The sequence below is a fragment of the Streptomyces sp. T12 genome, from assembly GCF_028736035.1.
Taxonomy (GTDB): domain Bacteria; phylum Actinomycetota; class Actinomycetes; order Streptomycetales; family Streptomycetaceae; genus Streptomyces.
On sequence record NZ_CP117866.1, the window covers coordinates 10236613 to 10256035 of the forward strand.

The 19423-nt window shown below is 68.9% G+C and carries 19 protein-coding genes; 1 reads left to right on the forward strand and 18 read right to left on the reverse strand.

Annotated elements, in window-relative coordinates; all coding sequences use genetic code 11:
- Nucleotides 1–31: 31 nt before the first annotated feature.
- The 6 genes from PBV52_RS46005 to PBV52_RS46030 form a co-directional block, all read right to left on the reverse strand.
- On the reverse strand, nucleotides 32–994 hold the full coding sequence (locus tag PBV52_RS46005) for a beta-ketoacyl synthase N-terminal-like domain-containing protein (RefSeq protein ID WP_274247576.1): 963 nt from the start codon (nucleotides 992–994) through the stop codon (nucleotides 32–34).
- Nucleotides 991–2130 carry a beta-ketoacyl synthase N-terminal-like domain-containing protein gene (locus tag PBV52_RS46010; protein WP_274247578.1) on the reverse strand — a complete coding sequence of 380 codons (1140 nt, stop codon included), beginning with the start codon at nucleotides 2128–2130 and terminating at the stop codon, nucleotides 991–993. Before PBV52_RS46010 ends, PBV52_RS46005 begins: the two co-directional genes overlap by 4 nt.
- Complete coding sequence (locus PBV52_RS46015; RefSeq protein WP_274247580.1) at nucleotides 2127–3902, reverse strand: AMP-binding protein; 1776 nt, start codon at nucleotides 3900–3902, stop codon at nucleotides 2127–2129. The genes PBV52_RS46010 and PBV52_RS46015 overlap by 4 nt, the downstream gene beginning before the upstream one ends.
- A gap of 162 nt (nucleotides 3903–4064) precedes the next feature.
- A complete protein-coding gene (locus PBV52_RS46020; protein WP_274247582.1) occupies nucleotides 4065–4841 on the reverse strand; it encodes a nucleoside 2-deoxyribosyltransferase in 777 nt (258 codons plus the stop codon).
- A 94-nt stretch (nucleotides 4842–4935) separates the two neighbouring features.
- A complete protein-coding gene (locus PBV52_RS46025; protein WP_274247583.1) occupies nucleotides 4936–5652 on the reverse strand; it encodes a uracil-DNA glycosylase family protein in 717 nt (238 codons plus the stop codon).
- An 85-nt stretch (nucleotides 5653–5737) separates the two neighbouring features.
- A complete protein-coding gene (locus tag PBV52_RS46030) occupies nucleotides 5738–6985 on the reverse strand; it encodes a class I SAM-dependent methyltransferase (protein WP_274247585.1) in 1248 nt (415 codons plus the stop codon).
- A gap of 269 nt (nucleotides 6986–7254) precedes the next feature.
- Here PBV52_RS46030 and PBV52_RS46035 point away from each other — a divergent pair, with 269 nt between their 5' ends.
- On the forward strand, nucleotides 7255–8724 hold the full coding sequence (locus tag PBV52_RS46035) for a peptide deformylase (RefSeq protein WP_274247587.1): 1470 nt from the start codon (nucleotides 7255–7257) through the stop codon (nucleotides 8722–8724).
- A 215-nt stretch (nucleotides 8725–8939) separates the two neighbouring features.
- On the opposite strand, the gene PBV52_RS46040 is transcribed toward PBV52_RS46035, so the two are convergent.
- From PBV52_RS46040 to PBV52_RS46095, 12 genes are all read right to left on the reverse strand, one after another.
- Entirely contained in the window at nucleotides 8940–9845 is a 906-nt protein-coding gene (locus tag PBV52_RS46040; RefSeq protein WP_274247588.1) for an endonuclease/exonuclease/phosphatase family protein, read from the reverse strand.
- 186 nt (nucleotides 9846–10031) lie between these two features.
- The gene (locus PBV52_RS46045) at nucleotides 10032–10514 is read right to left on the reverse strand and encodes a DUF6082 family protein (protein WP_274247590.1); all 483 of its coding nucleotides are present in this window, start codon (nucleotides 10512–10514) and stop codon (nucleotides 10032–10034) included.
- Between the two features lie 396 nt (nucleotides 10515–10910).
- Nucleotides 10911–11486 (reverse strand): DUF6624 domain-containing protein, encoded by a 576-nt coding sequence (locus PBV52_RS46050; protein WP_274247591.1) that lies wholly within the window; start codon nucleotides 11484–11486, stop codon nucleotides 10911–10913.
- The gene (locus PBV52_RS46055) at nucleotides 11483–11971 is read right to left on the reverse strand and encodes a hypothetical protein (protein WP_373921979.1); all 489 of its coding nucleotides are present in this window, start codon (nucleotides 11969–11971) and stop codon (nucleotides 11483–11485) included. The genes PBV52_RS46050 and PBV52_RS46055 overlap by 4 nt, the downstream gene beginning before the upstream one ends.
- Nucleotides 11968–12447 (reverse strand): LuxR C-terminal-related transcriptional regulator, encoded by a 480-nt coding sequence (locus PBV52_RS46060; protein ID WP_274247593.1) that lies wholly within the window; start codon nucleotides 12445–12447, stop codon nucleotides 11968–11970. Before PBV52_RS46060 ends, PBV52_RS46055 begins: the two co-directional genes overlap by 4 nt.
- A 24-nt stretch (nucleotides 12448–12471) precedes the next feature.
- Nucleotides 12472–13704 (reverse strand): cytochrome P450, encoded by a 1233-nt coding sequence (locus PBV52_RS46065; protein WP_274247595.1) that lies wholly within the window; start codon nucleotides 13702–13704, stop codon nucleotides 12472–12474.
- A gap of 13 nt (nucleotides 13705–13717) precedes the next feature.
- Nucleotides 13718–14896: a cytochrome P450 gene (locus PBV52_RS46070; protein ID WP_274247598.1), complete on the reverse strand. Its 1179-nt coding sequence runs from the start codon at nucleotides 14894–14896 to the stop codon at nucleotides 13718–13720.
- Nucleotides 14893–15495, reverse strand: coding sequence for an ATP/GTP-binding protein (locus tag PBV52_RS46075; RefSeq protein WP_175309475.1), 603 nt, complete (start codon nucleotides 15493–15495; stop codon nucleotides 14893–14895). The genes PBV52_RS46070 and PBV52_RS46075 overlap by 4 nt, the downstream gene beginning before the upstream one ends.
- Nucleotides 15473–15829, reverse strand: coding sequence for a DUF742 domain-containing protein (locus tag PBV52_RS46080; RefSeq protein ID WP_274247601.1), 357 nt, complete (start codon nucleotides 15827–15829; stop codon nucleotides 15473–15475). The genes PBV52_RS46075 and PBV52_RS46080 overlap by 23 nt, the downstream gene beginning before the upstream one ends.
- Complete coding sequence (locus PBV52_RS46085; protein ID WP_274247603.1) at nucleotides 15826–16236, reverse strand: roadblock/LC7 domain-containing protein; 411 nt, start codon at nucleotides 16234–16236, stop codon at nucleotides 15826–15828. The genes PBV52_RS46080 and PBV52_RS46085 overlap by 4 nt, the downstream gene beginning before the upstream one ends.
- Nucleotides 16233–17729: an ATP-binding protein gene (locus tag PBV52_RS46090; protein WP_274247605.1), complete on the reverse strand. Its 1497-nt coding sequence runs from the start codon at nucleotides 17727–17729 to the stop codon at nucleotides 16233–16235. The genes PBV52_RS46085 and PBV52_RS46090 overlap by 4 nt, the downstream gene beginning before the upstream one ends.
- The gene (locus PBV52_RS46095) at nucleotides 17729–19387 is read right to left on the reverse strand and encodes a glycoside hydrolase family 15 protein (protein WP_274247607.1); all 1659 of its coding nucleotides are present in this window, start codon (nucleotides 19385–19387) and stop codon (nucleotides 17729–17731) included. The genes PBV52_RS46090 and PBV52_RS46095 overlap by 1 nt, the downstream gene beginning before the upstream one ends.
- Nucleotides 19388–19423: the final 36 nt, after the last annotated feature.

A 19423-nucleotide genomic window follows, 5' to 3' on the forward strand; every position in this document is an offset into this window, starting at 1 on the left:
CTGGCTCCTACGTGGATGGACGAGTGGTCGGTCAAGGGGTCAGCAGCAGGGTGGCTGCCGCGTCGTGGTGAGGGCCTCCGGACGTGGCGAGCACGTTCCCGGTGGCGCCGCCCTCGAAGTGGGCAGCCGCGGCGGCGCACTGCAGGACGCCCAGTGCCCCGGACAGCGGGCCGAGCTGGGCTTCCAGGTCGATCCGGCGCGTGGCTGCGAGCAGCTGGGCCGCCCCGGCATCCGCCTCGTCCCCGAGCCACAGTCCGACGGATCTCTCCTCCGTCACACCGGCGGAGGCCAGCGCCACGGCGAGGTCCCTGGCCCGCGCGTACCCGGTGATCGTGGCGCGCGGGCGTGCGCCACGGCGAGCGGCTGCGTCCGCCGGTTCGAGGACGACGGCGACCGCCGCGTCGGTGGACTGCTCGCCGAGCAGCTTCGCCGTCACGTCGTTCGCTGGTTCGACGCCGACGACGACGGCCGCTTCGGCGCGCCCGGCCACGATGAGATTCCGGGCCCAGGCCAGGGCATCCAGACCGCTCGTGGTGCCGTTGCAGACGGTGAGGTTGGGGCCGCGCAGCCCGTAGCGGATGGCCACCCAGCCAGCGATGACGTTGCTTGAGGTCTGAGGCAGGCCCTGCGGGCTGAGGCCCCTGACGCCTTCTCTGGCGATGGTGTCTGCGGCTTCGCAGACGCTGTCCGCGTTGCCCAGGTTGGTGCTGACCACGACGGCGGTCGCATCGGCCGCGCCGGTGAACGTGGCGTCGGTCAGGCTCGCGTCGTGGAGGGCGAACTCGGCGGCCCGCAGGGCGAGCCGGGACGCGCGGTCCTTGTGGCGCAGGTCGCGTCCGCTGAGTCCGGTGGCCGGGTCGAAGCCGCCCTCGCCGGGCAGGGGTCCGAGGAGGTCGCCGTACGTCGCGACACCGGGGAGCGCCAGTCCGATGGCCGTGACGACGACCTCCCGGACGTTCGGGTTCCTCATGTGCGCGGTGCTCGTCGTGCTCATCGGGCCGCTGCCTCCACGATCGCGACGGCGTTGATGCCTCCGAAGCCGAAGGCGTCGATCTGCGCGATGGCCAGGTCGCCGGAGACGGGGGAGCCCTGCACCAGGTCCAGCCCCATGGCCTCGGGGATCGGGTCGGTGAGTCCCAGGACCGGGGGTACCGTCCCTTTCTTCATGGCGAGCACGGCCATCAGGAGGCTGAGCAGTCCCGAGCCGCCCAGGGTGTGGCCGGTCATCGCCTTGATGGCGGTCATCCGCGGACCGGGTCCGGCGCCGTCGAAGATGCGGCGCAGGACGCCCGACTCCGTCGCGTCGTTGCGGGGGGTGCCGCTGCCGTGCAGCATCACCAGGTCGATGTCCTGCGCCCGCACCCCTGCTCTGCGGTAGGCGTCGAGCACCGCGCGGGTGATGCCGTCGGGGTCGGGCGCGGCGGCGTGGTGGGCGTCGCAGTTCATGGACACACCGCGCACCCGGGCGTGCGCGGGCATGCTGCCGGTGCCGGCGCGCTGGACGACGACGGCCGCCGCGCCCTCTCCCATCAGCATGCCCTTGTGCGTGGCGTCGAAGGGGCGCAGCGCGTCGGGGATGTCGTTCTGCACCCGGTCGAGCGTGCCGAAGCCGCTCTCGGTGGCGGCGTCGGTGCCGACGACGACGACGGTGTCAGCCAGGCCGAGGTCGATCATGTCGGTGGCCATGCCGAGCGCGTACAGCGTGGCGGAGCAGGCGTTGGCGAAGGTGTACGTGGTGGCCGCCCCGAAGGCCGCGTTCAGGGCGGTGCCGAAGTGCAGGTCTTCCAGGGCGACGTCCGCGTCGTCACGCCACCACAGTTCGAGGCTGCGCTGCTCGCGCATGGTCGTTCCGACCAGCACGGGTACCTGGGACAGGTCCTCGCCCAGGCCCGCGTCGGCGACTGCCTGGCGGACGACGGTGGTGAGCCAGCGGGTGGCGCGCCGCGGGATGTCGCCACCGCCCTCGGGCCGGTCGTCGATCTCGTAGGCGTACGCCGCCCTGTACTTGTCCCGGTCGAACGCCTTCAGGGGCTTGCGGCTCTCCTGGCCCGCGCACAACGCGGCGAAGATCTCCTGGGGGCTGGCGCCGATGTTGGCGACGGCGGCCATGCCCGTGATGTCCCAGGTCACGATTGTGCCGCCTTCCGGAGCTCGAAGGCGGCCAGCTTGCCGGTCGACGTGGTCGGGAGCTCGTCACGGAACTCCAGACGGGCCGGCCGCTTGTAGGCGGCGAGACCGCTGCGGATCGCGGCGTGCACCGCGCGCCGCACCACGGCCGTGTCGGATCCCGGCCGGGCCACCAGAAACGCCACGGCCTGCTCCAGGCCGTCAGCATCGCAGCCGCCGACCACCGCGCAGTCCTGGACCCCATCAGCGCCGCGGATGACGCTCTCGATCTCACCCGGCGCGACCTTGTAGCCGCCCAGGTTGAGCAGGTCATCGACGCGGCACAGATGGGTGAACGTACCGTCCGGCGCCCGGCGCACCACGTCGCCGGTGTACGCGCCGCCGTCGGCGAAGGTGACCGCGGCGGCCTCCGGCCGGCCGATGTAGCCGAGGGCGACTGTCGGGCCGGCGATGTGCAGCCGGCCCTCCTCCCCGTCGGCGACGGGCGCGCCGTCCGCAGCGCGGACGGTCGCGGTTATCCCGGGCACCGCCACCCCGAAGGTGCCCGGACGCTCATTCCGCGGCGGCGTGCCGACGACGATGTGGAGCACCTCGGTGGCGCCGAGACCGTTGAGCACCTCGGCCTGGAAGGCGGTGCCGATCCGCTCGCTGAGCGGACCCGGCAGATTCTCGCCCGCCGCCACGCACAGCCGCACGGAGCCGGCGGCGAGCGCCGTCGTCTCGGAGGCGTTCAGCAGCGCGGCGTACAGCCGTGGGACGGAGAACAGCACGGTGGGCTGGTGACGCTGCATCGCGGCGGCGAGCGAGTGGACGTCGACCGTGCCGCTGATGAGCGCGACGCGGGAGCCGGCCGCCAGTGGGCACAGGACGGAAGCACCGAAGCCGTAGCCGAAGGACATCCGGGCGCTGGACAGCACGGTGTCCTCAGGAGTCAGTGCCAGGACCGAGCCGATGCCGTCGTCCATGGCCGCGATCGCTCCCGCCGAGTGCCGCACCCCCTTGGGCATGCCGGTGCTTCCGGAGGTGTACTGCACCAGCGCCTCACGCCCCGCACTCCACCCGGTCGGCGGCCCAGCCTCTTCCGGGCGCCGTGCGGGGCCGGGCTCGGCCGTCGCCAGAGCGGCCCGGACATCGGCGCCGGTGAACCGGGGCGTCGTGGCGAGTAACTCCTCCAGGGGGCGTTGCCGCTTGGGGGCTGCGTCCAGGTGCACCATCGCGGCGGCGCAGTCCTCGGCGATGTAGCCGACCTCGTCGTCCGTGAGCACCGGGCTGATCACCACGGGGACGCAGCCGTGCCACCACAGGCCGAGGACAGCGACGACGGTTGCCACGGAGTCGTCGGCGACCAGGAGGCCGCGGGCGCCCTCGGGCATGCCCGCTGCCCGGAGGGCGCCCGCGTAACCGCGTGCTGCCTCCAGGAGGCCCGCGTAGGTGATCTCCCCGACCTGGGGGTCGAGGTAGCTGGCCCGGTCACCTCGGCCAGCGCAGACATGGCCCGCCACCAAGCGGTCGATCAGGTCGACATCCCGGAGGGTCCTCGCCCGCTCGCCGAGCACGGCCGCCGCGGCGTCCAGGCTGGTGAAGGCTGCCGCTTCCTGCGTGGACAGGGCTCCGAACTCGCGCTCGACCGCGACCACGACCTCGACCTTCTCCAGGGAGCTCATGCCGAGTTCCTCATAGAACTGGGCACCAGGCGCGATGGCTTCCTTTTCCACCTCAAGGACAGACGCCACGATCTCTCGCAGTCTGTCGCGCGCTATGTCGATGTGTTCCACCGGCGGGCGTCCTTTCCGAATCTTCGTAGCCGAGAAGCGGGATCGGGGTGGGCAGCGAGAACGAGCAGGCGGCCTGCGTGCGGGGACTGCGCCGTTCACCGAGACACGATCCAGGCGAAGACGCGGGAACGGGGTGAGGTGCGGCAGTCCTCCGCGGGTTGCTCAGGCGCCCAGGCCCACCTCGCAGGGGAAGGAGACAGACACGCCCAGGGGCTCCTCCGTGAAGATGACCCTCTTACCGAGCGCGGACATGAAGCCGAGCTCGAACACGGTGCCGCTTCCGACGCGACCGCCCGGGTTGCACACGACGACAGCGTCGGCCTGCCTGAAGGCGTCCATGTGCACGTACTTGTGCCGCCACGTGTCGCGTTCGTTCTTCAGCAAGTCCTGGTAGTCGAAGAGGATGAAGTCGGTGCCCTCGGTCTCCGGCTTGATCCTGGTGCTGCGGGGGCTGAGCACCTGGGTGCCGGTTTCGCACAGCTGGGTGATGGTTGCCTCGATGTGCCCCAGGGACTGCTGGAAGCTGCCGCAGACGACTGCCGTCCGAAACTCCCGCCGGATCATGCCTTCCACCATGTCGCTCAAGCCGCAGGCGGACATGCCCGTGTCCAGGTAGAACCGTTCCAACTCGGGCCTCACGATGTTGAAGTAGAGGCCCGTGTCGACGTAGAAGCTGTTGACCAGCGTGGCCGCTTCCGGCTGCGGGAGCTGCTGGAAGACCCCGGTGGCGTGCACCCGAGTGCTCTTGTTGTCAACGACCTCGGTGAACTCCTTGAGCCCGGCGCAGAACTCGCCGACGCTGTCCGCGAGCGCCACGCCAGTGAGGCCGGCTCCGAATGGAAGCCGCTCCCTCGCGAGCAGCTGCAGCTCGCCGCTCTGGAGGCGGTGGACGCTGACGCGTTCCGAACCGAAGTGGACCAGGACCCTGCCTTCTGTCACCACTGTGCTGTTCTCCTTCTTTTCGATCCGTCGCGTTGGGAGCCGTCAGCCTGCGGGGAATCAGCCGAGAGAGGCGCTGAGGAGGGCGGCACAGCTAGTCGCCTTCTCCGCGGAAAGCACTGAGGTACTTCTCGGCAAATTCTTCTGTTCTCGCCCCGCTGTATTGCGTGATGAAGCGCGGGTGCTCCAGGGGCACGATCTTTTTGAAGAAGCGCTGACCCTCGTTCACCTTCGAGAGGAACTTGAAGTTCTCGCCGCTGCCGATGCAGTAGCACACCGAGGTGTCGGTTCCAAATGTGACCTGACGCTCCAGAGCGTCCACGAGGAAAGCATGCAGAAGCTCCAGCAACTTCTTGTTTTCGTAGAAATTGCAGTTGACCTCCCTTCCCTGGGGGTTCGTTCTCACCAGTCCGAGAGGGCACACAAAGCTCATGACGAAGTCGGCGTAGAACCTTGTCCGGCCCCCGTAGCGCCTGATGATGTCGTGCAGGAATCCGGCGGAGGGCCGGCTCACCGCATAGCCGTCGACATCGACGCCCGTTTCGCTTTCGAGGAGCTTGGCGTCTTCGAACGGGACCCCGGTCACGGCCGTGCCCCGTCGGGCGGGCGAGCTCCCCAGCACCAGGCGGCGCGGCCTGTCGTCGTCGTAGTACTTGCGGTAGAACGCGGTCGTCACCTCGTGGACGCGCCCCTTCTGGGGGCCGCTGAACGGGTTGAGGACCGCGAACCCGGGAGGCAGTTCAAGCGTCGTCTCCGCAAGTTCCTGGTTGAACTGCAGGATCCGATCGGCAACGGTCGTTTGCCCGTTCATTGCAGAAGTCCTTCCTTCTCGTTGGTCGCTCTGGACAGTCCGGTCGCTCCCGGCCGTCGCTGGACGTGGCCGACTGGGGGAAGCGTCAGGCGGCGACAGCTGACAGATAAATCTCGGTGCTTGTCGGGCGCATTCGAATGTCTTTGAACCCGGCACTTTCGAACTCCGCGCCAATCCGATTGGCCGTGTCCATTCCGCGGTAGAGGTCGACGAACTCAGTACCGGGGATGATCAATCCTGGCACGACGCAGCCCCGCTGAGTATATAAGAATCCGTTGGCTACGGAGACGACAATCAACGCGCCGGGCTTCAATACCCTGCGGGCTTCTGAGGCTGCCGCGGACGTGTCGAAGAACGAGGAGTTGTACGTCCTCAAGGAGACGTAAAGATCGAAACTGCTTTCCGGTAGCTCGGACAGGTCTTCGGCGCTGGAGACGACCGTTCTGGATGCGGGAATACGTCGGCTTATGTTCGCAAGCCCGCTTTCCGCGATGTCAATAAATGTTATTTGCGGGCAATCAGGAAACAGGGCGACCGCTTCGTGGCCGGCCCCGACACCGACGTTGAGGATGTTGACGCTAGGCAGCGAATGTGTGGACGACTGCCTGTAAACCGACATGAAGTCGTCCATCCACCTCGCGTTGGCGGCGCGAGCGTCGTACGCGTGGTCATAGGCGCCGTACTTCGCATCGAACGCTTCGGACAGTGCGGCTCCTACGGCGCGATCAGCCTCTTCAGGCTCGATCCCATACCTCTGGCGAATGAGAGAAGCGAGCGCAAACCTTCCCCTGTTCGCGTTGACATCACTCCTGGTGAGGGCGAACCCCCTCGACGTCAGCCGGGTGGCGACGGCTTCACTGATGCGGTGTGTGGAGTAGTGGGGGTTGCAGTCGATACTTTGCTCGCTCGATGCGTAGAAGTCGTGGTTCTGCTTGAGAATCTGACGCTGCAAACCGTCGGAGAAGCGGTGGACATGGCCTCGTGCAGTGACAGGATCGTCGTCGAGGTACGTCGTCAGCGCAGGGTCTGGCAGACCGATGTAGACCCTGTCAATGCGCACTTCCTTCAAGAGTTCGCCGAGCTCGAACGAGCCGTCTGCTGACAGGGTGTTGATCGTCAGATATGCGCTATGAACACTGGGCGTTCCGAGTTCCTGAATCTTGCTCCGCAGAGTGCGATACCAGGATCCGCCGGGTGCTTCGCCCTCGAAGGCGGAGCAGATCAACTCATTGTGTTCGGAAACGAGGGCGACGCCGACTCGCCGACCTTGGTATGGAGCCCTTTCTGTGACGCTAATGGCGTAGTTCATCCAGTAGGTACTGTTCGGGCTCATGTGGGCCTCTGTCCCTCGGCGGAACGGCGCGTCCTGTTGGCTGGCAGAACCAAGCGGGTGATCACCATCACCGGCACCCTTCGCGGTGACACGAAACGTGAACCTCGGGTGAGGTCGCTGCGGCAACGGTCGGAGGACGATGAACACGCCGTCCGGGAGCCTCGCCGGGACCGCTGCCTAGCACCATTGGGCTTCAACCGGGCAGGATGAGGCGACCATGAGGAGCGCTCACTCACGATCGTCAGCAACTCGCGGAGAGGAAAGCCACCTTGGAGAGGGAGGAGCGGGGCACCTTCGCTGCCGAACTCACGCACTGGCGCAGCGTGCGGGGTTTGTCGAAGGCGGCCCTCGCGGGACGCCTCAACATCGACCCCTCGTACGTCAGCCACATGGAGGCCGGCCGCGAGCACGGCAGCTCCCAGCTCGCGCGCCGGGCGGACGCCGAACTCGACGCAGGCGGTGCCCTGTGGCAGGCATGGCAGCGCACCGACGCTTTGCCGCAGGCGGCCGAGCAGTCCGAACCCCCGTCGGGCTCTGGACTGTTGGTCCTGGAGGACGAGGCGGCCCTGAGCTTCGACGGCAGCGTCTACCACCTGAGCATGCGCCGGCGTCTGCGTAACAACGGCATCGAACCCGTCACCCGCTACCTCGTACGCATCGCGGTAGACCGCTATCCCTCCGAGCCCGAGCGCTCCAATGCCCTGTACCGGCGCAACCCGCTCACGTGGGATGAACTGGGCCTGACGGCATACTGCGGGAGCGAACCAATGGGCTGGACCGTCAAGCACGACCGCGACGCGTTCAAGGAGGTGTGGCTCCAGTTCCAGAGCCCCACCAGCCGCTTCCCCCTCTACCCGGGCCAGGAAGCGGAGATCACCTATTCGTACTCCGTCGGCGCCGAGAAGTGGGGCCCCTGGTTCCAAAGGGCCGTCCGGCTCCCCACCCGCCGCCTCGCCGTCGAACTCGCCTTCCCCCGCGACGGTGAACCGTCCGTGTGGGGCACCGAGACCTCCATGAGCGCGGACTTCGCTCCACTGCGCACGCCGCCCCAGCGAACCGAAAGAGGCGACCAGTCCGTGTTCTCCTGGGCGACGGTCGATCCGCCCTTGCACGCCCGCTTCCGCCTTGAATGGCGCCTGAAGAACGCTGACGACGCGAAAGAGAACGACCCAGTGAACACCCTCTCTGCCAGCCAGGCGATGACGAACGCCGGCATCCTCCAGGACGGTGACCCCATCCTCGTCCGACCCGCACGCCCCTTCGAACTGCCGGCTGAAGCCGAGGAGGCCCAGCAAGTCATCCGTGAACTGCTGGCCGCTGTTGACCGTGTTCGCCAACTGCACACCTTCGGCAAAGGCATGGGCATCGCCGCCCCGCAGATCGGCATTGACCGATCCGCCGCCGTGGTCTTCCCACCCGAGGCCGAAGCGGAGCCGATCGTGCTGCTGAACGCCACCGTCGCCGAGTCCTCCGAAGAAGAGGACGAACAGTACGAAGGCTGCCTGTCGTTCTTCGACGTACGCGGTCTCGTGCCTCGGCCCCTGAGTATCGTCGTCGCCCACAGCGACCTCGACGGCGCCACACGGCTGTCCCGCTTCTCCCAGGGCTCTGCCCGCCTCGTCAACCACGAGGTCGACCACCTTGGCGGAGTGCTGTACCGCGAGCGCATGTGCCCAGGTATGCAACCGATTCCCGTCGAGGAGTACCGCGGCACGGGCCAGCAGTGGACCTACGGCTGATGCCTCTCTTGAGGCACGGCTGTGACTGATCACGGGACCGCCGCCTGTCTGGCGGCAGCATCCGCTCCGGGGCGATGGGCGGTGCTGATGCCCCTGTAAGGGCGCTGGAACTGCATGTTCATCCTGCTCTCCCGACATGCTCCGCCTGGTGCCGAGCCTTCTTTCAGGTCCGGTCGCCGGGGGTGCACCCGCCTGTTTCCAGACGGGTCGTCTCATCAGCCCGCGCACAGCGCGTACCGGCCTTGGGTGAGCACACGTTCCAGGCGGGTGCGGTGGAAGCGGTAGAGCAGCAGCGCGTGGTCGGAAGCCTCGCGGGTGTCCTTGGTGTCGACGACGTCGACGTGCTCAAGGGCGGAGGCCACGCCGCCGACGGCGTATCCGCGATCGACGCGCTGCGGCCCGCCCTGGTCCGGCTTGCTGAATCCAGCCGTAGCCGCGAGTGCGCCGTTCCCGAGGCCGCTGAGGTGGTCGGCAGCGTGATGGGCGAGATCCACGTACCCGGCGTCGATGAGAACGCCGTCGGGCCGGGTGTCGCTGCGGCGGGTGCCGTCTGCGCCCAGGTAGGTGCGCTGCACCATGTGCGCGCGGTCGGTGACCATTTCCCAGTTCGGCAGTGCGACGGGCTCAGCCCGCCGTGGATAGCTGTTCGTGTCTCCGGCCGCAATGGTGGCCATGCCGGTCTCGGCCAGTGTGGTCAGCCATCCGGCTTCCGTGAGTCTCTGGTCGGCGTCGTAGTAACACATATGGAACGACGCGAAGTTGAGCGGCACGGGGCAGTCGCCGAGTTGCGCCTGCACCCGGCAGGGGTGCAGCCACCACGGCTTAGCGTGTGGCTTCTGCTCGGCGATGTGGAACATCTCGGCCCGCAGGTACACGGCGGTCGCGATGTCGGCGTCGACGTACGGGTTGGGTGCGGCGAGGAACCCGCGTAGCTTCAGCCGCTTCTCCGTGGCATGCATGAGTCGCCCACCGCGTTCGCGGCTGTATTTCGCCTCTTGCTGGAGTACGACGTCGGGGTTGTACTCGGCGAGGATGTCGAGTGCTAAGTCGCGGCGTTCGCCGTTTCGGCCGCCGTCGGCCTCGATGTTCCAGACGGCGACGTCGACGGTGCTGGCGTCCATGGAGTCCCTTCATTCCTGATCGAGTAGGCCACGGGTGTTGTGGGTGGGATTGGGCCGGCCGCTGGCTTTCCCACGGAGCGCGGCCGGGGCGCGGGGTCTCGGCGCCGCCTCCTCCACCGAGGGCGTGGTCACGGGTCCCCTGCGCACGGGCGCAGCGGTCCTCATGACCGGGAGGAGACCCCAGTCCTAGGCGGCGACGGGCTCTGTGTCGTCGGCCGCTGCGGTGTACTCGTCGTCGAGGATCGAATTGAACGCGTGGTCGATGCGGTCCATCGCCTCCTCCTCGCGGAAGGTGCCGAATCGCGCCCAGTACGCCCGGTAGGGGGCGCGCTCCATCAGGGCACGGGCCTGCACCCGCAGCGTCGCCTTGTCGAGCAGGCCCACGCGGTGCTTCGCGGACAGGAAGCTGACCAGCCGGTTGCAGTGCACCAGGCGGACGTTCTCTTCGTCGGACAGGCCGTTGGTCGCCCAGATCGCCCGGTGCTCGGGGTTCGCGGCAACGTCGGCGAGCAGCCCCTGATGCATCTCCGCGGCGTGGAGTACGAGCCGCTGCCGATGCTGGCGTTCGGCGAGCCAGAGCCCGGCGGCCCCCACAGCGGAGGCGACGAGGATGGCGTGTGAGGTCTTCAACAGGTGCCTTTCGTGATGGCGTGCTGCGGGTTCCGGCATGGGGTGCTCCAGCAGCAGGGGTGGTCAGGGGCGCAGGGCGTAGCTGCGAAGGACGTCGAGGTCGGCCGTTCGCACGACGGACCAGCCCGTCGTGTGCAACTCCGCGTCCGCAGAGGTGATCCCGAGCCCTTGGAGGGCTGGGTCGGTGGGCGTACGGCGGCCGGCGATCTCGGTGACGACCCAGAAGGTGCCGCCGGGCGCCAGGAGGTGGCGGACGAGGCCATGGAGTCTCCTTCCGTGGTCCGGGTCATCGGGAATTCCTGGGAGTTCGGTGCACGTGATGGGTGGGCGGAATGGGAAGGGTCGCTCCTAACGAGGACGGCCACCCGGCTGCGAGAGGGGTGAGGCTCGCATCTGAGCGCCCCTTCGGTGGATCCAGCGAAACTCCGTCTTCCGTCATGCGGCCCCCGCGAGCACGACAGTCGGGGAGTCGCCGTCACCGCGCGTGGGCGGGAAACGGTGTCGCATCTTCTCCAAGACGACTGCGACTGGTGGGAGCCCCATGCCAGCCCTTCGCTGGTCTAGGGTGCTGGGCTCGCGCAGGGCGCACAGCTTGATCCCATTGGCACCGAGGAGATTTTGGGTACCGAATTCCTGGTCGTGCCCGTTGTTGATCAGCGCACGGTCGTGGAGATGTGCCCAGTGCTGGATCCGTGCGTCGTCGCCTTGGACGGCGCGGCGCAGCAGGACGGCGGCTGCCCGCTGGAAGTCGGGTTCGTCGTCGGAGTGGAGAGCGATTATCCAGGCAGCGCGTGCGCCGTCGGGGCCGACGAGACGGCGGCCGGGCCAGTTGTGGTCGGCCAGGATGCGGCGCAACACCTTGGCGCTGGCATGGTCGGCGTGCCGACCCTGGCCGAGTTGGACGGCGTCAAGCTGGTTGCGGACGCGTTGTGCCTGGCGCTCCGCTGACTGCTCGGCGAGGGTGATCAGCTCGCGAGCGAGCTCCGGCCGCAGCGGTTCGGCGGTCTTCACGCGACGCTCCGCTCGTCCATGGCGGACCGAGGCTCGTGGACCCTGCAGTCGACAAGGGCGCCGAGTCCAGGCCGATGCTCTGCGGCGAGTTCGAGGCGGGCGACTCGTTCGCCGGTCTGTCCGGTTCCGGTGCCGTGCAGGTCCCAGCCCATGTCGGTGAGGCGGTTCAGGAAGCGGGCGATGGGGTCGGCGTCGAGTGGGTGACGGGCTAGGGCTTCTGCTCGTACGTGCGGCAGATCGAGGCGGGCGGCGAAGTCGGAGGCCCAGAGAGTGATCAGACGAGTCGGGACATCGGCGCGGGCGGGTACGGGCAGACCGCGCAGGGTGAGCCAGCGCTGCCGGTCCTGGACGAGTGCGGCGGCTTCAGCGCGTGCCGCGTCCGTGCGCAGCGAGCGCATCTCGTACACGGGTGGTAGCGCTGCCGGTCGCTGGTGCATGGGAGCGGTGGACGGCTCGACGGCCGTGGGAACGGGGGAGGCGTTCACTGGGGCGCTCCGCTCTGCACCGTGCTGGTCTGCTTGGCAGTCAGCAGGTTCCAGCTGTGGGCCTGGACGACCAGGCGAGTGGTGTCCGACGACCCGGTGTCGGCGAGGAGCTGGTCGAGCGCGGCGCGTAGGTCGGCGGGGGCAAGTTTGGCGGCGCGGGCGATGTCGAGGGGCCGCGTGTGCTCGGTGACGGCTTTCAGCAGGCTGATCTGCTCGGCGCTCAATTCGGGTGCGGGCGCGTCCGTCGTGGGCGTGGTGATCTCTCCGGCGTCGAGGAGGCGGTGCGCGACGACGGCGAGGGAGCAGCGTTCGGGGCAGTGCAATTTACCGCGCACGTTGCGCAGGGTGGAGTGGACGGTGTTGGCCGTTAGATGCGTGGCGGCTGCGATCTCGCGGGCGTTCAGGCCGTCCACGACGTGCTGGGCGAGGCGCCGTTCGGACTGTGTGAGGGGCGAGGTTGGGGCGTGGGCGGTCATGGTGGTCTTCCTCGTCGGTGTCGGTCAGCGGTTCGACGTCGGGCGCAGGCGCACGGGGACGGCGGTGTGTCCGTTGCTGATCAGGCTCGGCAGTCTCTTCAGTGCGGCCCTGTCCGTGGCGAGTTGGGCGTCGGGGAAGCGTTCGAAGAGCAGGCGTAGGGCGGTGGCGACTTCGAGTCGGGCGAGTGGGGCGCCGAGACAGAAGTGGACGCCGTGTCCGAAGGCGAGGTGTTCCTTGCTGGGGCGAGTGGCGTCGAAGCGGTCGGCGTCCTCGTGCCAGTCGGGGTGCCGGTTGGCGGCGGCGTAGGAGGCGAGGATCGCCTCGCCGGTCTTGATCGTCTGCCCGTCCGGGAGGGCGATGTCGCTGCGGGCATAGCGCAGGGGAAGGTGCTTGACCGCGGGCTGGTGGCGCAGGGTCTCCTCGACCACGCCCTCCCAGGTGCAGCGGCCGTCCCGGACGTGGGCCAGCTGCTCTGGCTCGGACAGCAGGGTGGTGATGGCCTGGTCGATGACGTTGACGGTGGTCTCGTACCCGGCGCTGATCATCAGCAGGAGCGTGTCGCGCAGCTCGGTATCGCTGAGGGCGGAGCCGTCGCCCTCGTCGTCGCGGGCGGCGATCAGCAGCGAGGTCATGTCCTCGTCGGGCTCGGTGCGTTTGATCTCGATCAGGGCGTCCAGCAGGCCGTACAGGGCGGCGGTGTTCGCGGATTGTTCCTCGGCGGAGAGATGGGTGGCGAACACGTTGTCCACCACGGTGCGGAATTCGGTGCGCCGGTCTGCGGGGACGCCCATGAGCTCGCCGATGACGGCGATCGGGAGCGGGTAGGCGAGTTGCTCGCGAAGGTCGGCCACCTCGTCGGCCGGGAGGGCGGCGAGGTCGTCGAGGATGCTGTTCACGAGGGCCTCGATGTCCGCCTGGAGGGCGGCGGTGCGGCGCGCCGAGAGGGCGGGGGCGACCATGCGGCGCAGGCGGCTGTGGTTGTCGCCGTAGGCGGTGAACATGTTCTCCACCGCCACCCACAGGGCCAGCGGCCAGGTGGGGACGGTCTCGGCGAAGGCCGGCCAGTGGGCGCGGCCGTCCTTGGAGACGTCCTTGCTGGTCAGAAGCTGCTTAAGGAGGGCCGGGTCGGAGACGGACCAGGCGCGCACGCCGAGGATGTCCACCACAGTGGCGGGGCCGCGGTCACGCAGGACCTGGTGTTCGGCGTCCGGGTCGGATCCGGTGGGGTCGAGGACGAGTATCTGCCGTTCGGACACGTTGTGGCCTCTTTCAGCTTGAGGGGAAGGTGACGGGGAGGGCGACCAGCGAGCGGTGGAAGGGGCCGGGGCGCCAGACGAGATCGTCGCGGTGGCCGTCGAGGTCCATCTCGGGCAGGGCGTCGAGGATGTGGAGGATGGCGGCTTCGGCGATGAGGTAGGCGTGCGAGCTGGCCGGGCAGCCGTGCGGGCCGGCGCCCCAGGCGAGGTGGGCCCGGTTGCCCAGAGGCCGGTGTCCTCCCAGGGCCGGGTCGTTGTTGCAAGCGGCATAGCTGATGACCACCGGCTGGTCCGCGGGCAGCAGGTACCCGCCGATGTCGGCCGGGCGGGGTGGGTAGGTCATCGCGAAGTTCGCGAGCGGCGGGTCGCGATAGAGGACGCTGTCCAGGGCCTCGCGGACGGAAGCGTCGCCGGCGTGCAGGTCACCGGAGAACTCGCTGTTGGTGAGCATCTCCAGGAGGGTGTTCGTGATCAGGTTGGTCAGGGGTTCGATGCCCGCCCCGTACAGGGTGATGAGCTGCTGGCCCATCTCGGTGTCGTCCAGCCGGGCGACGTGGACAATTAGCCTGCTGGTCACGTCGTCGCCGGGCTCTCGGCGGCGCAGGGCGACGAGGTCCGCGACGGCCTGGGCCATGATCTGGTTGCCGATGGAGGCGTTGACTCCGTCGAAGATCTTCGCCATTCCGTCTGCGATCCGGTGGCCGACCTCGTCGGGGCAGCCGAGCAGGTGGCTGAGCGTCTGGAACGCGAGGGGCCAGGCGTACTGGGACAGCAGGTCCGCCTTGCCTCCGTGCTTGAAGGCGTTGATGGTCTGTTCGGCGACCAGTTCGACGTGGTCGCGGAGCGCGTGCTGGTCGACAGCGGCGAGGGCGGCGGTGTTCGCGGCCCGGTAGCGGGTGTGCTCGGCGCCGGCCGAGCGCAGGGCGTTGGGACGCCACTCCATCATCGGCCGGACGGGGCAGGTGTCGGGGACGGAGGTCTGCCACCGGCGCGGATCGGCGGGGAAGCGTTGCGGGTCGCCGAGGATGCGGCGGGCCTCCTCGTATCCGACGACCAGCGTGGCGGGCACGCCAGGGGCCAGGTCCACGGGGACCAGAGGGCCGAACTGCTCGCGCATGCGCTGGTAGGCGGCGTGCGGATTCTGGGCGAAGTCCGGTTCGTACAGGGGGATGCGGCGGGTCGCGGTGCTCACGGTCGGGGCTCCAGCCGGTGCGCGAGACGGGCGAGGTATTCGGTGAGCTGGATCAGGGCCTGCATGCAGGACGCTCGCTCGCGCGCATCGCACACGGTCAGCGGCGTGTGTCCCTCCAGGGCGAGGGCCTCGTGGACTTCTTCGAGCGGGTGTCGGGGCGCGCCGTCGAACTGGTTGACCGCGACGGCGTAGGGGACGCCGTTCTCTTCGAGGAGGCCGAGGATTTCGTGGGAGGCGTCCAGGTCGCGGGGGTCGACGAGGACCAGGGCGCCGAGGGCACCGATGATCAACTCCTGCCAGAGGAAGCTGAATCGGGCCTGGCCGGGGGTGCCGAACAGGTAGAGCACGAGGTCGTCGCTGAGGTGCTTGCGTCCGAAGTCCACGCCGACGGTGGTGGTGGACTTGGCAGGCGTGCGGGCCAGGTCATCGACGAGGGCGCTCGCCCGGGTGATGGTCTCCTCCATGTGGACCGGAGGCACCTCGGAGACGCTGCCGACGAAGGTGGTCTTGCCCACGCCGAAGGCTCCGGCGACCACGATCTTCGCGGTAGCCGTCACCGTGCGCGCGACGAACCGGTCAGGCGTGAGCGCGGAGTCCATTCAGAACCCTTTCGATGAGTGAGACCGGGGGCCGGTCGTCGTCCTGGCCCTGGGCGAGGGTCATCAGTCCGTGTCCGATGAGGTCGGCGACGAGGATCCGGGTGGTCGAGGGCGGGAGGGCGAGTGCGGAGGCGATCTCGGCGACGACCAGCCCTCCGCCTTGCGCGGGTGCGAACAGGGCGAGCACGCGCCGTGCGTCCGGGTTGAGGCCGGGACGGGTGCCGGTCGCGGCGAAGACCAGGCTCTCCAGGCGCACGTCCTTGCTGGGGCGGGTACGTCCGCCCGTGCGGACGTAGGGCCTGACCAGATCCGGGTCGTGCCGCGGCCTGCTCATGCCAGAGGTGCTTCCGTGACGTCGGCGATGCGGTTCTGGACGCCCAGTTGGTTGCCCACGCTCGCGGCCAGGCGCAGGGCGGCATAGCTGATCACACCGATGTCCGCGTGAGGGCTGTCGGTTCGGACGGCGAGCATGGTGTTGTCGCCAGCCGGGATGAGCAGGGAGATGTGGTCGACCGACTCCATGACGAGCTGGCGGACGCCGCCGCCGTTCGTCTCCCGGTCGTAGGCCCACGATGCTCCCCACAGCGTGGAGGCGATGGCCGAGATCTTCTCGGCGCGCTCGCGCGGCAGCCGGTCGGTGTAGGCCGGGCTCATGCCGTCCGCGGCGACCAGCACGGCGTATTCCACGCCGGCGGTCTCTTCGAGGCTTTCGAGGAGCCAGCCGATGTTCTTGTCGGTCATGCGTCGTGTCCTTGGTCGTTGTCGGCAGTGGAGACGTGGGTGCCCTGCTCGGCGTCGGTAGTGGAGGCGTGGGCGCCCTGCTCGGCGCGGGCGCGCTGAGTGCCACGGGCCCAGGCGGCGATCACGCTCGCACGCCCCGGCTCGGCATTGACAGGGCGGGGAACGGGAGCGGAGACGGGTGTGGCGCGGCGGCTGCGCACCGTCAGTCCGCCGGCGGTCGTGCGGACAGCGGAACCCTCCTGGTCGGATTCCCCGGCCGCCGGCGGGACGGGGGTGAGCGCGGGTTGTGTGGTTGCCGGAACCGCGGCGAGCGCAGGGAGCCGGCCGGTGGAGGCGGAGGCCAGACCGGCTGGCGGAACCTCCCGTGCCGCCTGCGAGGATGCCGGCGGCGCCTGGGGCGCCGTGGTGAGGAGCTCCTGGGGGAGGGTGAGGAGCGCGCGGGTGCCCAGCAGGGAGTTGGGCGCCTGGACATCGACCCGGAATCCGTAGGCGCGCGCGAGGGCGGCGACGACTCGGAACCCGGTCTGCGGGCGGGCGCCGAGCTGCGTGATGTCGTCCGTGCGCTGCCCGGTGAGGATGTCCCGGGCGCTGTCGAGCTGCTCCGGCGTCATCTGCAGGCCGCTGTCGTCGACGAAGACGGTGACTCCGTGGTGGCCCTGTTCGAAGGACACATGCACTCGCGACTGTGGTGGCGAGAAGCGCAGCGCGTTGTCCAGCAAGAGCGCGAGGGTATGCACCACGGGCCCAACCACTCGGGTCTTCACCGCGACGGTGAGTTCCTGAGGCTGTACACGCTGGTAGTCCTCGACGTAGCCCATCGCAGCCCGCACCACATCGGTCAGCGTCGTCGTGGGCCAGTGCCGGGTCAGCTTGCCGCCTGCCAGGATGGTCCAACCCTGAGCGACCAGCAGCATCTGCTGCACGGTGTGGTCGATACCGGTCAGAGTCTCGAACGCGGCGTCGTCCTCGTGCTCGCGCACGCCCTCGCTGACCTTGCGGCTGGTCTTGGCGGCCATGCCCACGAGCGCCGACGACACACTGCGCACTGCAGCCTCAGTCGACCGCACGGCAGTGGCACTTACCCGAGCGATCTCTTCCTGAGCGGCGGTATGCGAACGCCGCATCTCCTGCGCCCCGAGTGTCTTCGCCTGCTCGATCTCCTGGTGCGCCGCGTACTGGATGTCGCGGACCACGGCCTGGACGACGCCGGCAGTGGCCTTGACCACGTTGGTCAGTTGCTCACCGACCGCGGTGCCGGCCAGTTCCGGTGCGGGGGCCGGCACCGTGATCCGACCGCCCGACTTGTGGATCTGCGGCAGCGTCTCGTGGACCAGCTTCTGCAGGGCGTCCTCGGTGGCCTGTTGTTCGCGGGCCAGGAGGTGTGCCTGCCGCCGTGTCTGCTGCCAGCGGCGGTGGGTAACCCAGGCCGCTGCCACGGCGACGATGGCCGCAGCGGCGAGCACGATGACCATGGTGGTGGCGGTTGTGTTCATCAGACACCCGCCGCCAAGAGCACGTCGGGCTCGGCCGCGGGCGCCCCCGCGTCGAGCTGCTGCAGCAGGAGTGCGGACCCGATGACGCCGATGTGGCTGTACGCCTGCGGGAAGTTGCCCAGTTGTCGCCCGGTGGTGGGGTCGTACTCCTCGGCGAGCAGGCCGAGGTCGGTGCGCAGGGCCAGGAGTCGGTCGAAGAGAGCGTGGGCTTCGTCCAGGCGGCCGGTCAGGGCGAGTGCGTCGACCATCCAGAACGAGCAGAGCAGGAAGGTGCCCTCGTCGCCGTTCAGGCCGTCGAGCCTGATGCGGTCGCCGGCGGTCGGGTATCGCCGTATGAGGCCATCCGGGGTGGACAGTTGCTGGCGTACTGCGTCCACCGTCCCGAGCACGCGGGGGTCGTCGGGCGGCAGGAATCCCACCCGGGGGATCAGCAGGAGGGCGGCGTCGACTTCCTGTGATCCGTAGAACTGGGTGAAGGTGTTGCGGACCGGGTCGAATCCGCGCGTGCACACCTCTTGGTGGATGGCCTCGCGCAGTTCAATCAGGGCGAACAGGTCGGCGTCCAGGGCGGCGGCTTCGACCAGGCGGATGGTTTTGTCGATCGCGGCCCAGGCCATGACTTTGGAGTCCACAGCCCCGTTGCCGATCCGGACCGGGCCGGAGTTCTCGTAGCCGGGCAGCCACCCCAGCTCCCGCTCCGGCAGATCCCGCTCTCCGGTGATCCCGTACATGATCTGCAGGTTTTCCGGATCGCCGGCCACGGCCCGCAGCAGCCACCGCCGCCACGCCTCGGCCTCCTGCCCGTACCCCGAACCGAGCAATGCGCCCAGGGTGGTGGAGGCGTCGCGCAGCCAGGTGTAGCGGTAGTCCCAGTTCCGGCGGCCACCGATCTCTTCCGGCAGCGACGTGGTCGGCGCTGCGACGATGCCGCCGCTGGGGGCGTACGTCATCGCCTTCAGGGTGATCAGCGACCGGACGACTGCTTCCCAGTGCGGGCCGTCGTAGCTGCACTGGCTCGTCCAGTCCTCCCAGAACCCGAGGGTCGCGGCGAGCGCCGCCTCGGGATCCGGAAGCTCCGGCGCGACACCGTGGGAAGGCCCCCAGCTCAGTACGAAGGCGACGCTCTCGCCGGCGGTGACCGTGAAGGAGCTGACGATCGCGCCGTCCTTCTCAACCTGCCCGGTGGACGTGTCCAGCCACAGGGCGTCCCCTCCGCCCTCAGCGATCATGCGTCCGCCCTGCTCATGGATCCACGGGCTGACCCGGCCGTAGCCAGGGCGGGCACGCAGCGTGGAAGCCATGGCGATCTGGCCAGCCGTTCCCTCCACGATCCGGATGACCTGCGGTGCCCCGTCGCGCGGCGGCATGAAGTCGGTGACCTTCGCGCTGGCGGAGGGCGTCGTCCAGACCGTCTCGAGCACGAGGGACTCACCGACATAGCGCCGCGCGGCAGTCGCACCGGCTCCCCCCTCGTACTCAGCGACCGGGGCCATGCGCCACGCGCCGTGCTTCTGCGTGCCGAGCAGCGCAGCGAAGTGGGCCGGCGAGTCGAAGCGCGGCAGGCACAGCCAGTCGATCGAGCCGTCATCGCAGACGTGGGCACTGGTCTGCATATCGCCGATCAGGCCGTACTGCTCGATACGCGGAAGGCGTTTCATCGTGAAGATCTCCGTAAGGCCCCCGAATCCGGGGAG

Excerpts from the sequence above, each read along its gene's own strand:
- PBV52_RS46005 (WP_274247576.1), bottom strand. The coding sequence starts at position 994 with ATGAGCACGACGAGCACCGCGCACATGAGGAACCCGAACGTCCGGGAG.
- PBV52_RS46025 (WP_274247583.1), bottom strand. The coding sequence starts at position 5,652 with ATGAACGGGCAAACGACCGTTGCCGATCGGATCCTGCAGTTCAACCAG.
- PBV52_RS46030 (WP_274247585.1), bottom strand. The coding sequence starts at position 6,985 with ATGAGCCCGAACAGTACCTACTGGATGAACTACGCCATTAGCGTCACA.
- PBV52_RS46040 (WP_274247588.1), bottom strand. The coding sequence starts at position 9,845 with ATGGACGCCAGCACCGTCGACGTCGCCGTCTGGAACATCGAGGCCGAC.
- PBV52_RS46045 (WP_274247590.1), bottom strand. The coding sequence starts at position 10,514 with ATGCCGGAACCCGCAGCACGCCATCACGAAAGGCACCTGTTGAAGACC.
- PBV52_RS46060 (WP_274247593.1), bottom strand. The coding sequence starts at position 12,447 with ATGACCGCCCACGCCCCAACCTCGCCCCTCACACAGTCCGAACGGCGC.
- PBV52_RS46075 (WP_175309475.1), bottom strand. The coding sequence starts at position 15,495 with ATGGACTCCGCGCTCACGCCTGACCGGTTCGTCGCGCGCACGGTGACG.
- PBV52_RS46080 (WP_274247601.1), bottom strand. The coding sequence starts at position 15,829 with ATGAGCAGGCCGCGGCACGACCCGGATCTGGTCAGGCCCTACGTCCGC.
- PBV52_RS46085 (WP_274247603.1), bottom strand. The coding sequence starts at position 16,236 with ATGACCGACAAGAACATCGGCTGGCTCCTCGAAAGCCTCGAAGAGACC.
- PBV52_RS46090 (WP_274247605.1), bottom strand. The coding sequence starts at position 17,729 with ATGAACACAACCGCCACCACCATGGTCATCGTGCTCGCCGCTGCGGCC.
- PBV52_RS46095 (WP_274247607.1), bottom strand. The coding sequence starts at position 19,387 with ATGAAACGCCTTCCGCGTATCGAGCAGTACGGCCTGATCGGCGATATG.